At 34.6% G+C, this 13659-nt stretch carries 12 protein-coding genes and 4 tRNA genes; all 16 read left to right on the top strand.

Going from position 1 to position 13659, the window contains the following annotated elements:
- The first annotated feature begins 19 nt into the window (after positions 1-19).
- Positions 20-505: a single-stranded DNA-binding protein gene (gene ssb / locus CN692_RS10430; RefSeq protein ID WP_098119078.1), complete on the top strand. Its 486-nt coding sequence runs from the start codon at positions 20-22 to the stop codon at positions 503-505.
- Positions 506-586: 81 nt separating this feature from the next.
- Entirely contained in the window at positions 587-820 is a 234-nt protein-coding gene (gene rpsR, locus CN692_RS10425; RefSeq protein ID WP_056467298.1) for a 30S ribosomal protein S18, read from the top strand.
- A 131-nt stretch (positions 821-951) separates the two neighbouring features.
- Positions 952-1881, top strand: coding sequence for a YybS family protein (locus tag CN692_RS10420; protein WP_179874407.1), 930 nt, complete (start codon positions 952-954; stop codon positions 1879-1881).
- A gap of 85 nt (positions 1882-1966) precedes the next feature.
- Positions 1967-3943, top strand: a complete 1977-nt coding sequence (locus CN692_RS10415) for a DHH family phosphoesterase (protein ID WP_098119076.1) — start codon at positions 1967-1969, stop codon at positions 3941-3943.
- Positions 3940-4383, top strand: coding sequence for a 50S ribosomal protein L9 (gene rplI, locus CN692_RS10410; RefSeq protein ID WP_098119075.1), 444 nt, complete (start codon positions 3940-3942; stop codon positions 4381-4383). The genes CN692_RS10415 and rplI overlap by 4 nt, the downstream gene beginning before the upstream one ends.
- A gap of 27 nt (positions 4384-4410) precedes the next feature.
- A complete protein-coding gene (gene dnaB, locus CN692_RS10405; protein WP_098119074.1) occupies positions 4411-5772 on the top strand; it encodes a replicative DNA helicase in 1362 nt (453 codons plus the stop codon).
- 220 nt (positions 5773-5992) lie between these two features.
- Entirely contained in the window at positions 5993-7282 is a 1290-nt protein-coding gene (locus tag CN692_RS10400; protein ID WP_098119073.1) for an adenylosuccinate synthase, read from the top strand.
- A 146-nt stretch (positions 7283-7428) separates the two neighbouring features.
- Positions 7429-7501, top strand: a tRNA-Lys gene (locus tag CN692_RS10395).
- A 17-nt stretch (positions 7502-7518) separates the two neighbouring features.
- A tRNA-Glu gene (locus CN692_RS10390) sits at positions 7519-7590 on the top strand.
- Positions 7591-7611: 21 nt separating this feature from the next.
- Positions 7612-7687 (top strand) — tRNA-Asp (locus tag CN692_RS10385).
- A 6-nt stretch (positions 7688-7693) separates the two neighbouring features.
- Positions 7694-7766, top strand: a tRNA-Phe gene (locus CN692_RS10380).
- 355 nt (positions 7767-8121) lie between these two features.
- Positions 8122-8826 (top strand): response regulator YycF, encoded by a 705-nt coding sequence (gene yycF, locus CN692_RS10375; protein ID WP_098119072.1) that lies wholly within the window; start codon positions 8122-8124, stop codon positions 8824-8826.
- On the top strand, positions 8826-10661 hold the full coding sequence (gene walK, locus CN692_RS10370; RefSeq protein WP_098119071.1) for a cell wall metabolism sensor histidine kinase WalK: 1836 nt from the start codon (positions 8826-8828) through the stop codon (positions 10659-10661). Before yycF ends, walK begins: the two co-directional genes overlap by 1 nt.
- The gene (locus CN692_RS10365) at positions 10658-12010 is read left to right on the top strand and encodes a YycH family regulatory protein (protein ID WP_098119070.1); all 1353 of its coding nucleotides are present in this window, start codon (positions 10658-10660) and stop codon (positions 12008-12010) included. The genes walK and CN692_RS10365 overlap by 4 nt, the downstream gene beginning before the upstream one ends.
- The gene (locus CN692_RS10360) at positions 11997-12797 is read left to right on the top strand and encodes a two-component system regulatory protein YycI (RefSeq protein WP_098119069.1); all 801 of its coding nucleotides are present in this window, start codon (positions 11997-11999) and stop codon (positions 12795-12797) included. Before CN692_RS10365 ends, CN692_RS10360 begins: the two co-directional genes overlap by 14 nt.
- A complete protein-coding gene (locus CN692_RS10355) occupies positions 12797-13591 on the top strand; it encodes an MBL fold metallo-hydrolase (protein ID WP_098119068.1) in 795 nt (264 codons plus the stop codon). The genes CN692_RS10360 and CN692_RS10355 overlap by 1 nt, the downstream gene beginning before the upstream one ends.
- Positions 13592-13659 lie beyond the last annotated feature (68 nt).

Genomic DNA, 13659 nt, shown 5'->3' with positions numbered 1-13659 from the left:
TTAGGGAGGTAGGAATCAGATGATTAATCGTGTTGTACTTGTAGGTCGCCTAACAAAGGATCCAGACTTGCGTTATACACCAAGTGGGGTTGCCGTAGCGACATTTACTCTAGCGGTGAATCGTACCTACTCAAATCAGCAAGGCGAAAGAGACGCAGATTTTATTAACTGTGTTATCTGGAGAAAACCTGCTGAAAACGTAGCAAACTTCTTGAAAAAAGGAAGTTTAGCTGGTGTTGAAGGTCGTATTCAAACTAGAAGTTTCGATGGTCAAGATGGTAAGAGAGTATATGTAACCGAAGTTGTAGCTGACTCTGTTCAATTCTTAGAACCAAGAAATGCGTCAGGTAACCAAGGTGGTTCATTCAGTACGAACCAACAAAATCAAGGTTTTAACGCTGGAAATCCTTTCGAAGCACCATCTCAAAAGCCTAGCTTTAATGATGATCCATTTGGTGGGACAAGCAAAACGATTGATATTACTGACGACGATCTTCCTTTCTAAATAATAAAAACAAAGTAATGCCGAACGAAAAGCATTACTAAAAAACAAATTTTTAAGTAGAGGAGGGAAATAACAATGGCAATGGGTGGACGTAAAGGTGGACGCGCTAAACGTCGTAAAGTTTGTTACTTTACTTCAAACGGCATCACTACAATCGACTTCAAAGATACTGAGTTATTAAAACGTTTCGTTTCTGAGCGTGGTAAAATTTTACCTCGTCGTGTAACTGGTACTTCTGCGAAATACCAACGCAAATTAACGATCGCGATCAAACGCTCTCGTCAAATGGCTTTATTACCATACGTAGCTGAATAAGCTGCATAATAAAAAGTACAGCATTCTCGTGCTGTACTTTTTTTGTATTTATGAAAAAATAAATTTTATGGTAAAATAAGAAATAGTATGCTTATCGTAAATAAGTAGAAGTAGTTGAAAGGAGCTAAATTTTGAAATCAACCCGCTTTATTACTGAAGGTGCAGTACTCTTAGCAATCTATTCAGTACTGTTACTAATATTTAGGTTCGTACCATTTCTCTCATTAATAATGGCTTTCCTTATGCCACTGCCATTTATTATTCTTAGTATTAAATATACAATCAAAGAGTCACTTCTAATATGTTGTGTGGCACTTGGATTGACACTTGTTATTACTTCCTTCTCTTTACTCCCTGTTACTTTAATGTATTCGACAGTTGGAATTGCAATTGGGTATTTAATAAAGAATGAGAGAAGTAAAGGCGAGATTTTACTTACTAGTACCTTTTTATATTTAATACATACCGTACTTCTGTACATACTATCTAAAGCAGTTTTTCATATTGACATAGTTAAACAGAATATTGATCTGCTAACGGAAGCAATTGAAAAAAGTAAGGAACTTAGTGCCAGCCTTGGTACAAAAACTAATGATGATGCTTTAAATAATCTTATTCATACTATTAAGTTAGTCCCTACATTGCTCCCTTCGTTACTATTAATGACTAGTTTTATACTTGCCTTCTTAACTCAGTTAGTAACCTTTCCATTAATAAGAAGACTTGGTTATAAAATTCCAAAATTCAAACCTTTTAGAGAGTTTAGGCTCCCTGTAGGATTTATGTGGATCTTTTTAATCGTAATGTTTGTTTCATTTTTTCAGTTAACACCAGGTAGTTTCCTCAATACCGCAGTCACTAACATGATTTTTGTTCTTCAGATTTTACTTGTCATTCAAGGGTATGCATCAATATATTATTTTAGTTATTTAAAACAGTTTTCTAAAGCGATCCCAACGACTATTTTGATTGTGAGTCTTTTTGTCCAAGCATTAACTAGTATAGTTTTATTAATTGGAATCGTTTCAATTGGAATATTTAATAGAAGAAGAAGAAATTAATATTTCACATGTGCTATTTAACTGATTATGTGCGAATAATCTTTAATATGGAAGTTAGATTTTATTTGATTTAGGGGTTGAACTTATGCAAGATTTTCATAAGAAACAGATGTTTCTTATACCCGTCTATCTTTTAACTGCTCTTTCAATATTTCTCATCGGAACTGTAGTCTATATAAAACCTAACATAGGGATCATTTTTATCATTATTTTTTTATGCGTGATATTTCTAGTTGTTAAATTAGAGATAAAATATCGCTATGTTTTAGATATGTATATAGAATCAATTATGTCGAGAGTAAGGAATTTAAGTAACGAAGCAATTACAGAAATGCCGATTGGAGTATTACTTTACGATAGAGAGTACCATATTGAATGGGGCAACCAGTATATTTTAAATATTTTAGACGATCGTTCACTGATTGGTAAACACATATATGATCTATCTGAAGGTTTAATGGCTTTAATTTCAAAAAAAGAGAAAAAAGAAGATGTATTAATAATAAATAAAAGAACTTACCGTGTAGTAATTAAAAGAGAAGCGCGTTATATTTATTTATTTGATGTAACTGAACAGGCCCAGTTGGAAAAATTATATGAAGATCAAAGAACAGTAATCGGAATTATTTTACTAGATAATTACGATGAAATGACACAGGGATTAGATGACCAAGAGCGTTCAAGTGTAAATGGTGCAGTAACAACTATGTTAAATAGTTGGGCCAACAACCATGGGATTTTCTTAAAGAGAGTGTCATCAGATCGATATAGTGCAGTCTTAAATGAAGGTATTCTTGGCGTATTAGAGAATAATAAATTTTCCATTTTAGATCAAGTAAGAGAAGAAACAACTAAACGAAATTTACCACTTACGCTAAGTGTTGGCGTCGGTGTTGGAAGTTTAAACTTAACGGAGCTTGGCCAACTTGCACAATCTGGTCTGGATTTGGCACTAGGGCGTGGGGGGGACCAAGTAACTGTTAAAAACATTAATGGAAAAGTAAAATTTTTCGGTGGGAAAACAAACCCAGTCGAGAAGAGAACAAGAGTTAGAGCAAGAGTGATCTCTCATGCTTTAAGAGATTTAATGAAAAGTAGCGCTAATGTTATGATAATGGGTCATAAGTTACCGGATATGGATGCACTTGGTTCAGCGGTCGGTATCTTGAAAATGGTCATGCATAATGAAGTGGATGGCTATGTCGTAATTAATAAAGACGAAGTAGATCGAAGTGTTAATCGTTTGATGAGGGAAATGGGCAAAAACGAACAATTTATGTCTTGTTTTATTTCATCTGAAAAAGCAAAAGAACTTATTTCTGAAGATACATTAATAATCGTAGTGGATACTCATAGACCAACAATGGTTGAAGAAGAATCACTTTTAGATAAAACAGATAAAATAGTTGTTATAGACCATCACCGAAGAGGCGAGGATTTCATTAAAGACGCAATTTTAGTCTATATGGAGCCATATGCTTCCTCTACTGCAGAATTAGTTACTGAGTTATTAGAGTATCAGCCCAAGAAAATTAAATTGAATATGCTTGAGGCAACAGCTTTACTCGCAGGTATTATTGTTGATACAAAAAGTTTCACTTTCCGAACAGGGGCTAGAACATTTGATGCAGCGTCATACTTGCGAACTAATGGAGCAGATACAATTCTAGTACAAAATTTACTAAAACAAGATATGAATGAATATATACGCAAAGCAGAATTAATTGAAGAGGCCTATATGTACAAAAACGGCTTTGCAATTAGTTATGGAAAAGATAATGTGAATTACGAACAAGTATTAATTGCAAAAGCTGCAGACACCTTATTAACGATGACTGATGTCATTGCGTCGTTTGTAATTGCAAAAAGATCGGATAATATTGTTAGCATTAGCAGTCGTTCATTAGGTAATATAAATGTACAATTGATAATGGAAGAGCTAGGCGGAGGCGGTCATTTAACCAATGCGGCCGCACAAATTGAATCTTCTTCAGTTAAAGAAGTAGAACAGAGCTTATTGGAAATAATTGATCAATACATTGAAGGGAGAACGAACAAATGAAAGTAATTTTCTTAAAAGATGTAAAAGGAAAAGGTAAAAAAGGGGAAACTAAAAATATTGCAGATGGCTATGCGAGCTTCTTAATCAAAAATGGAGACGCAGTTGAGGCTACTGCAGGTAACGTAAAAACGCTTGAAGCGAAAAAAAATAAAGAAGTAAAAGATGCACAAATTGAATTAGAAAATTGTAAAAAACTAAAAGAGAACATTGAAGCATTAACTGTTGAGTTAAAAGCTAAGTCTGGTGAAGGTGGTCGTCTTTTTGGCTCGATCACAAGTAAACAAATTGCAGATGAGCTTCAAAAAGTACATGGTATTAAATTAGATAAGCGTAAGTTTGAAATGAATGATGCAATTAGAGGACTTGGCGTTACAAACATTAAAGTAAAATTGCATCCTGAAGTTAGTGCAACTTTAAAAGTACACGTAAAAGAACAATAAGAAAAACAAGCATCTGGAGGACTATAAATGAGTGATTTGCTAAATGATCGTACTCCACCACAGAATATAGAAGCTGAACAGGCAGTATTAGGGGCCATATTGTTAGACTCAGAGGCTTTAATCTCAACCTCAGAACGGCTTTTACCAGATGACTTTTATCGGGCTGCCCATCAAAGACTATTTGAAGCGATGCTTAAGATTGCTTCAAGAAATGAACCTCTAGATGTTATTACACTAACTTCGGAACTGGCTAATCAAGGAGTGCTAGAAGAAGTAGGAGGAGTATCATACTTAAATGATTTGTTGGCTTCAGTACCAACGGCATCTAACGTTGAATATTATGCGAAGAGCGTTGAAGAAAAATCTACTTTAAGAAAATTAATTAGAACGGCTACAAATATTGTGACGGAAAGCTATGCGCCAGATGTCCCAGTAGATGTCGTTTTAAATGAAGCTGAAAAAAGTATTTTACAAGTATCACAGCGCACAAGCGTTTCAGGCTTTCAAAGCATTAAAGATGTAGTATTTACTACATTTAGTAAAATTGAGACATTGTTTAATCAACGTGGTGAAACCACAGGTGTGCCAACAGGCTTTACTGATCTAGATCGTATGACTGCAGGTTTTCAGCCAAATGATTTAATCATAGTAGCAGCCCGACCTTCAGTAGGTAAAACAGCCTTTGCGTTGAATATTGCACAAAACGTAGCAACAAAAACAGATGAAAACGTAGCTATCTTTAGTCTAGAGATGGGGTCAGATCAACTTGTTATGCGTATGCTTTGCGCAGAGGGGAATATTAACGCACAGGCATTGCGTACAGGTAATCTCGAACAAGAGGACTGGAATAAGCTCACAATGGCTGCTAGTAGCCTTGCAGGAACAGGTATCTATATTGATGATACACCTGGTATAAGAGTAAATGACATACGAGCTAAGTGTAGAAGATTGAAACAAGAGCATGGTTTAGGTATGATCTTAATTGATTATTTACAGCTAATTCAAGGTAACGGAAAAAGCGGCGAAAATCGTCAACAAGAAGTATCCGAAATTTCGCGATCACTTAAAGGACTGGCGAGGGAACTAAAGGTGCCACTAATAGCCTTATCTCAGCTGTCACGTAGCGTAGAATCGAGACAGGATAAACGTCCGATGATGTCTGATATTCGTGAATCGGGAAGTATTGAGCAAGATGCTGATATTGTTGCATTCTTATACCGTGACGATTACTATGATAAAGAATCAGAGAATAAAAATATTATTGAAATCATTATTGCTAAACAAAGGAATGGTCCAGTAGGTACCGTTTCATTAGCATTCGTAAAAGAATATAACAAGTTCGTAAATCTAGAACGAAGGTTTGAAGATGAGCATGCACCTGGTGCTTAGCGGAAACCATCTAAAAAATAATCACATAGTGAATCTATGTGATTATTTTTTTTTGTTAGGGTAAACTATTTTTATTAAATTCTTTATTTAAGTAATTACGAACAAATAAAACTTAGAAAAGAAATAATTCAAGAGATTTATTGACAAATTCCGTAAGTTTGATATACTAGTTTTGGTTTTAGTTCGGAAATAGCGTATTTTTAATCGGAGGTGCAGTACATTGTCATCAGTAGTAGTAGTTGGTTCTCAATGGGGAGACGAAGGAAAAGGAAAAATTACTGACTTTTTATCACAACAAGCAGAAGTAGTTGCTAGGTATCAAGGTGGTAACAATGCAGGTCATACAATCGTTTTTAATGGTGAAAAGTACAAACTTCATTTAATTCCATCAGGTATTTTCTTCTCAGATAAAATCTGTGTAATTGGAAATGGTATGGTTGTAGATCCTAAAGCTTTAGTTCAAGAGCTAGCATACTTACATGATAAAGGTGTTTCAACTGATAACTTACGTATTAGTAACCGTGCTCACGTTATCTTGCCTTATCATTTAAAACAAGATGAGCTAGAAGAAGAGCGTAAAGGTGATAATAAAATTGGTACTACTAAAAAAGGTATTGGACCAGCTTATATGGATAAGGCTGCTCGTGTAGGAATCCGTATGGCAGACCTTTTAGATAAAGAAGAGTTTTACGATAAATTAAAGCGTAATCTTGAAGAGAAAAATAACTTATTTGAAAAAATGTATGATTCTAATTCATTAAATATTGAAGACATTTTTGAAGAATATTATGAGTTCGGACAACAAATTAAAAAATACGTTTGTGATACTTCTGTTGTATTAAATGATGCAATTGATGGTGGAAGACGTGTATTATTTGAAGGTGCACAAGGTGTAATGTTAGACATTGACCAAGGTACATACCCATTCGTTACTTCTTCTAACCCAGTTGCAGGTGGAGTAACAATTGGTTCTGGTGTTGGCCCAACAAAAATTAATCACGTTGTTGGTGTATGTAAAGCTTATACTACTCGTGTTGGTGAAGGTGCTTTCCCAACTGAGCTATTCGATGAAATCGGAAATACAATTCGAGAAGTAGGTCGTGAATACGGTACAACTACTGGAAGACCAAGACGTGTTGGTTGGTTTGATAGCGTAGTAGTTCGTCATGCTCGTCGAGTTAGCGGTATTACTGATTTATCACTTAACTCTATTGATGTATTAACAGGTCTAGAGACTGTGAAAATTTGTGTAGCATACAAATTCCGTGGAGAAACAATCACTGAGTTCCCAGCTAGCTTAAAACAGCTTGCAGAATGTGAACCAGTTTATGAAGAACTTCCAGGTTGGACAGAAGATATTACAGGAGTAAAAACACTTAATGAACTACCAGTAAATGCGAGACATTATGTAGAACGTGTTTCACAATTAGTAGGTATTCCGTTATCTGTATTCTCTGTAGGTCCAGATCGTAACCAAACTAATATCGTACGTAACGTTTACGGAGCTTAAAATAATAAAAAAGCCCTTAAATAAAACTTTTAAGGGCTTTTATTATTTTATTTTAAAAAAACTATTGCAAATTTATTAGAAAGTATGATAAGATAAATCTTGTCGTCATGACTAGTACTTAGTTTATGAAGTTTATATATAATTGTGAGCCATTAGCTCAGTTGGTAGAGCATCTGACTTTTAATCAGAGGGTCGAAGGTTCGAATCCTTCATGGCTCATCTTTTCAAATTAATGTGGCCCGTTGGTCAAGCGGTTAAGACACCGCCCTTTCACGGCGGTAACACGGGTTCGAGTCCCGTACGGGTCATCCTTTTATAAAACAAATATTGGTCCCGTGGTGTAGCGGTTAACATGCCTGCCTGTCACGCAGGAGATCGCCGGTTCGATCCCGGTCGGGACCGCCATATAATGGCTCGGTAGCTCAGTCGGTAGAGCAGAGGACTGAAAATCCTCGTGTCGGCGGTTCGATTCCGTCCCGAGCCATCATAAAAACTACTGTATATACAGTAGTTTTTTATTTTATCCTCAGTTTTTTATAAAAATGAAAAATTTTAGGTTAGTTAAAAACTGTTCGATTTTACAAAAAAACATACTTAATTTAAAATAGAAATAAGTGGAATAGGCCTCTAGCAACAAGCTAGAGGTTTTTTTCAAAAAAATCTAGCGTAGGTATGGATATAGAATAACACTAAGATAGTAGTCTTATTATATCTAGAGAGAAATCCACAAAACGAAATTACTATGAATAGTTTATTTGTTGCCTAATTTAATAGTAAATTGCAAAAGATATGTATAGAATTGATGGCGGCAAAAACTGACTAGAAAAGGAGTGCGGGGAATGAATAAGAAAATATTAATAGTCGATGATGAAAAACCAATTGCTGATATACTAAAGTTTAATCTAGAAAAAGAAGGTTTTGAAATTGTGTGCGCGTATGATGGAGAGGAAGCATTACAAAAAGTAGATGAGTTCCTTCCAGATCTAGTTTTATTAGATATCATGCTACCAATTAGAGACGGTTTAGAAGTATGTAGAGAAATTAGAAAGAATCACGAAATGCCAATCATTATGATTACAGCAAAAGATTCTGAATTAGATAAAGTATTAGGTTTAGAAATGGGAGCAGATGACTACGTTACGAAGCCTTTTAGTACACGCGAACTGCTTGCTAGAGTAAAGGCCAATTTAAGAAGACATCAAGCTGGAACTACATCTGAAAAAGAAGAATCAGTTGAAGTAGTTATTGGTTCACTTGTTATTAATCCAAACGCTTATATCGTAACAAAACGTGGTGAGAAGATTGAGTTAACCCACCGTGAGTTCGAATTACTTTATTATTTAGCAAAACATATCGGACAGGTTATGACGAGAGAACACCTATTACAAACGGTGTGGGGCTATGATTATTTCGGAGATGTTCGAACTGTTGACGTTACAATTCGTCGACTTCGTGAAAAAATTGAGGACAATCCAAGTTATCCACTATTTATTGTAACAAGACGAGGAGTAGGATATTACCTGCGTGATCCGGAGCAAGATTAATGGCAGCTTACAATAAAGTTGGTTTATTTAAATCAATTGTTTTTAAATTTGTACTTGTTTACATCTTACTAATATTGGTCGCTATGCAAATCATCAGTGTTTATTTTTCAAGAGAACTTGAAAAACAACTGGTAAATAGTTTTACTGTGGCGATAAATGAACGAGCTAAGCTATTGGCTTACAATATTAAAATTGAGTATGAAAAAAAGAAAACGTTAGATGATCCTGAGGTAAAAGCTAATATCCAAAAAATCGTTTCTGACTTTGGAAAGAATATTGGAATATCAGAGGTAAAAGTTATTAACCAAAATAGTGAAGTAATCGCTACTTCTGATTCAAATAATCGATCAATAGTGGGTAGAAGAACAACTGATATTTTAATTAAAAGAGCACTGTTAGTAGGTACTAGAACTGAAAAGGTATTAATTGATCCGAAAAATGGTCATCGAATGAAAATCATTGTTACACCCGTAATGGAAGGCGACGAAATTGTATCGGCCATTTATACGAGTGCATCGATGGAAAGCACATATGAAAGAATGGAATTAATTAACCGTATCTTTTCAACTGGAACACTTATAGCAGTCGCAATCACATCCATTCTAGGTATATTATTAGCTAAAGCTATTACAAAGCCGATTTCTGAAATAAGAAGACAGGCTCAGGAAATGGCAAAGGGGAATTTCTCTCGTAAACTAAAAGCCTATAGTGAAGATGAGATTGGGGAGTTAACAATATCATTTAATAATCTTTCACGCAATTTACAACAAGCCAGAGCATCTACGGATGGAGAAAGAAGAAAACTCCAATCTGTTTTGGAGCATATGACTGACGGAGTAATTGCTACTGACCGTAGAGGTAAGATTATTCTCTTAAACGATCCAGCCGAAACGATGCTAAATGTTTCACGTGAAACGGTATTAAACAAATCAATATTAGAAGTATTGGGAATCGAAAAGATTAATGCTTTAGATGATTTATACGATGAACCAGATTCAATTATGTTGGATTATAGTGATAATAAAAGACCTATGATTTTACGTGCTAGTTTTTCAATCATTCAAAAAGAGTCTGGTAAAATTAACGGTCTAATTGCTGTTCTCTATGATGTGACTGAGCAGGAAAAAATAGAGCAAGAACGTAGAGAGTTTGTTGCTAACGTTTCACATGAATTAAGAACACCGTTAACGACAATGAGAAGCTATCTGGAAGCTTTATCAGACGGGGCTTGGGAGAATAAAGAAATTGCACCTAAGTTTTTGCAAGTAACCCAAGATGAAACCGAACGAATGATTAGGCTAGTAAACGATCTATTACAACTATCTAAGCTTGACAGTACTGAGTATCGTTTAATGAAGGATTGGGTTAATTTCACAGAAATGTTTAATCGTATAATTGATCGATTTGAAATGAGTAAGTCTCAAGAAGTACTATTCAAACGAGAATTTATTAATAAAACAAGATTTGTATTTATAGATGAAGACAAAATTACACAAGTGTTAGATAATATCATTTCTAATGCATTAAAGTACTCACCCGAGGGTGGCTCTGTAACTTATCGTATTAAGGAGTCTAGAGATCAAATTCTAGTTAGTATTACTGACGAAGGTATGGGAATTCCAAAAGAAAACCTATCAAAGATATTTGATCGTTTCTATCGAGTAGATAAGGCTAGATCAAGACAAGTAGGGGGAACAGGCCTAGGCCTTGCATTAGCAAAAGAAATGATTTACGCGCACGATGGTCATATTTGGGCTAAGAGTGAAGAAGGAAAGGGCACTACTGTCTATTTCACACTTCCTGTGGCTGATGATCAAGAGGATGAGTGGGAATGAGAAGAGAACATATAAAATCAGTTATATTAACTACTCTTGTTTTAGTAAGCTTAGTTCTTTCATATAGCTTATGGTCATATCAACCAACATACGATGTTATTGAAAATCCAGACTATGTGCAAAAGGTTTCTATAGGTGCGAAAAGAGACTTTAAAGACATCGTAATCCCTAATTTATTAGTGGTTCATGAATCAAGTAAAAATTATGTAACAACTAAACAAGATAATATCTCACCAATTTATAGAGCATTGCAGAAAACTGAAATTAAAAATTTCGAAAACTTAACAAATAAAACGTCCGCGCTTTCTTTCGAGTCGATTACAAAAGGGAAAAATAAAATAGAAATTATCTTTCCAACTGTGGTACCAGTTGAGACTTTAAGCAAAGTTCTTAAATTAGACGCGAAGAGATTACAAAATGTTCTATTTGACCGAATTATAATCACTTTATCTGCTAAATCAGATACTACAGCTAGAATATATTTTTCGAATGAGGCACAAAACATTCTTTATGAGGCTTCTTTTGATAACTCTTCGATTATTTCATCTGTTGAAAATTTAAGAGATAGTTATCATAGCTTTACTGATAGCGTAAAGTACAAGCTAGAATCGGGTAAAATGGTTTATTTACCGAAAAAACCAATTAAGTTAACAACAATGGAGTTCCTAACAACAGATATCGATGTAGATAAATTAAAAGATGCTATTTTTAGTGATCCATCAAATGTTCGAAAAGAGGGCTCTGATTCAGGAGACACATACACGGACGGTACTAGATTGATGACAGTTTCACCTTTAAATCGTTCGATTGCATTCGTTAACCCGACAGCGACTGAGAATAATAATAACCAAAGTCCAAATATATTAGTTCAAAGAAGTGTTGATTTTATCAACGCTCATGGTGGATGGACCGACGGATATATTTTGACGAGAGTCAGACCAGAAAATAATGAAGTTTCTTTTAGACTTTTTGTAAATAATTTACCGGTCTATAATAATGCAACACTTACGACGAATTGGGGCGTAGATGATATTGAAACGTTTAAGCGTCCGTTGTACAAATTTAGAATTCAAGCGGATAAAAAAGAAAGTGAAATAGAGTTATTGTCTGGTTCTCAGATTATGGAAGTAATAGCAAATAACAAGTCGATCAATAAATCTCTCATTAAAGATATTAGTCTAGGCTATGAGACGGTATTTGATGATTTTAAAACGACAATAAATCAGCCTTACTATAACAGAGCGATTCAATTGAAGCCTGTTTGGATCATTAATTACGGTGATTCATATAAGAAGATCGATCAAGATATGCTTAGCAGAACTGGGGTGAATATTGTTGGATTGGAGTAGAATCAAAACAATATTTATTTTAACTTTTTTAGTTTTAGATATCTTTTTAGCGATTCAATTTTATCAAAAGAGAAGTAGTGATCAGTTTGATACGATGGCGGAGTCAAGTATTGAGGAGCAGTTGAAGGAAAATGATATCACATATGTGACATTACCAAAAAATACTTTGAAGGAATCCTATATTTCCGGCAATAGTAAGGACTTTTCGAAAAAAGTAATGGCAGATCGAAAAGGACAAGATATACAAATTTACAAAGATGTATTACAAAGTGAGTTAAAAAAACCAGTTCCAATTGCAGAGAATAATAGAACTCTCTTCTTGGAGAATTTTGTAAAAGAGTATGTTTGGAATGGAAATAGCTATCACTATTGTCAAACAGATCAAAACACTAAAACAATTTATTTCTGTCAAACCTATAAAGATCGGCTTATTTATAATATCTCAAGCTCAGTAGTTATATTAAATTATAACGATAAAAATGAGATTTACGGATATAAACAAAAGTTTCTAGAAAACTTAAAAGAAATGGTCGATAAAAAAAATGTACAAGAGGCTTTACCAGCAATTAAAGCAATTGAAAATTTATATGTTAAAGATGAGTTAAAACCAAGTGATCGCATTACAAAAATTGATTTTGGTTATTATACAGTAATCCCATTATCAACTGGAGTAAAATTCATCGCGCCAGCATGGCATATCGTTGTAAACGAACACCAGGATTACTTTGTAAATGCAATCGAGGGACAGATAATAAAGATGGATAAAAAACAATGGAGTGAGTATTGATGAGTTTGCATTTTAGTGTACTTGCCAGCGGAAGTACCGGAAATGCGTTATACGTTGGGACGGAGAAAACTAAGCTTTTAGTTGATACGGGGCTAAGCGGAAAAGCGATGGAGTCTTTATTTAAAGAAATCAACAAGGACATAAAAGAAGTTTCAGGAATTCTAGTCACACATGAGCATAGTGATCATATCAAAGGCCTTGGAGTTCTTGCCAGAAGATATCAAGTTCCTATCTACGCAAATGAAAAAACTTGGAAAGCAATGAACCACTTAATCGGAGAAATTCCAACAGAACAAAAGTTCATTTTTAACATGGAAACGACGATTCAGTTTGGGGATATAGAAGTTGAATCATTTGGTGTATCACATGATGCTGCTGAACCAATGTTTTACGTATTTCATCATAATGGTAAAAAATTTGTTACAATTACCGATACAGGCTATGTAAGTGATCGAATGAAAGGGATCATTTCGAACGCAGATATGTACATTTTTGAAAGTAACCATGATGTAGAGATGTTACGCATGGGTAAATATCCGTGGAGTATAAAACGTCGCATATTGAGTGATGTCGGCCATGTATCAAATGAAGATGCTGCACTTGCAATGGCAGATGTAATTGGGGATAAAACAAAACGTATTTATCTTGCTCATTTAAGCCAAGATAATAATATGAAAGAGCTTGCCAAAATGTCTGTTACACAAACGCTCGAGGGAAAAGGATTTGATGTCGGAATGCAATTTGAGCTTCACGATACAGACCCTCAAAAGCCAACAGATATAGTGTATGTATAATAATAAACGTACAAAGGGGAGATTTTGCTTTCTCCTCTTTTTTTTGCTAAAAAAAGGAGCTGTGTATA

The organism is Bacillus sp. AFS002410, assembly GCF_002556365.1.
Lineage (GTDB): Bacteria > Bacillota > Bacilli > Bacillales > Bacillaceae_G > Gottfriedia.
This window is presented reverse-complemented; position numbering and strand designations above follow the sequence as displayed.

Bases quoted from the DNA above. Each gene is read 5' to 3' on its own strand.
- rplI (WP_098119075.1), top strand. From the start codon at position 3,940: ATGAAAGTAATTTTCTTAAAAGATGTAAAAGGAAAAGGTAAAAAAGGG.
- CN692_RS10365 (WP_098119070.1), top strand. From the start codon at position 10,658: ATGAGAAGAGAACATATAAAATCAGTTATATTAACTACTCTTGTTTTA.
- CN692_RS10415 (WP_098119076.1), top strand. From the start codon at position 1,967: ATGCAAGATTTTCATAAGAAACAGATGTTTCTTATACCCGTCTATCTT.
- dnaB (WP_098119074.1), top strand. From the start codon at position 4,411: ATGAGTGATTTGCTAAATGATCGTACTCCACCACAGAATATAGAAGCT.
- yycF (WP_098119072.1), top strand. From the start codon at position 8,122: ATGAATAAGAAAATATTAATAGTCGATGATGAAAAACCAATTGCTGAT.
- CN692_RS10355 (WP_098119068.1), top strand. From the start codon at position 12,797: ATGAGTTTGCATTTTAGTGTACTTGCCAGCGGAAGTACCGGAAATGCG.
- rpsR (WP_056467298.1), top strand. From the start codon at position 587: ATGGGTGGACGTAAAGGTGGACGCGCTAAACGTCGTAAAGTTTGTTAC.
- walK (WP_098119071.1), top strand. From the start codon at position 8,826: ATGGCAGCTTACAATAAAGTTGGTTTATTTAAATCAATTGTTTTTAAA.
- ssb (WP_098119078.1), top strand. From the start codon at position 20: ATGATTAATCGTGTTGTACTTGTAGGTCGCCTAACAAAGGATCCAGAC.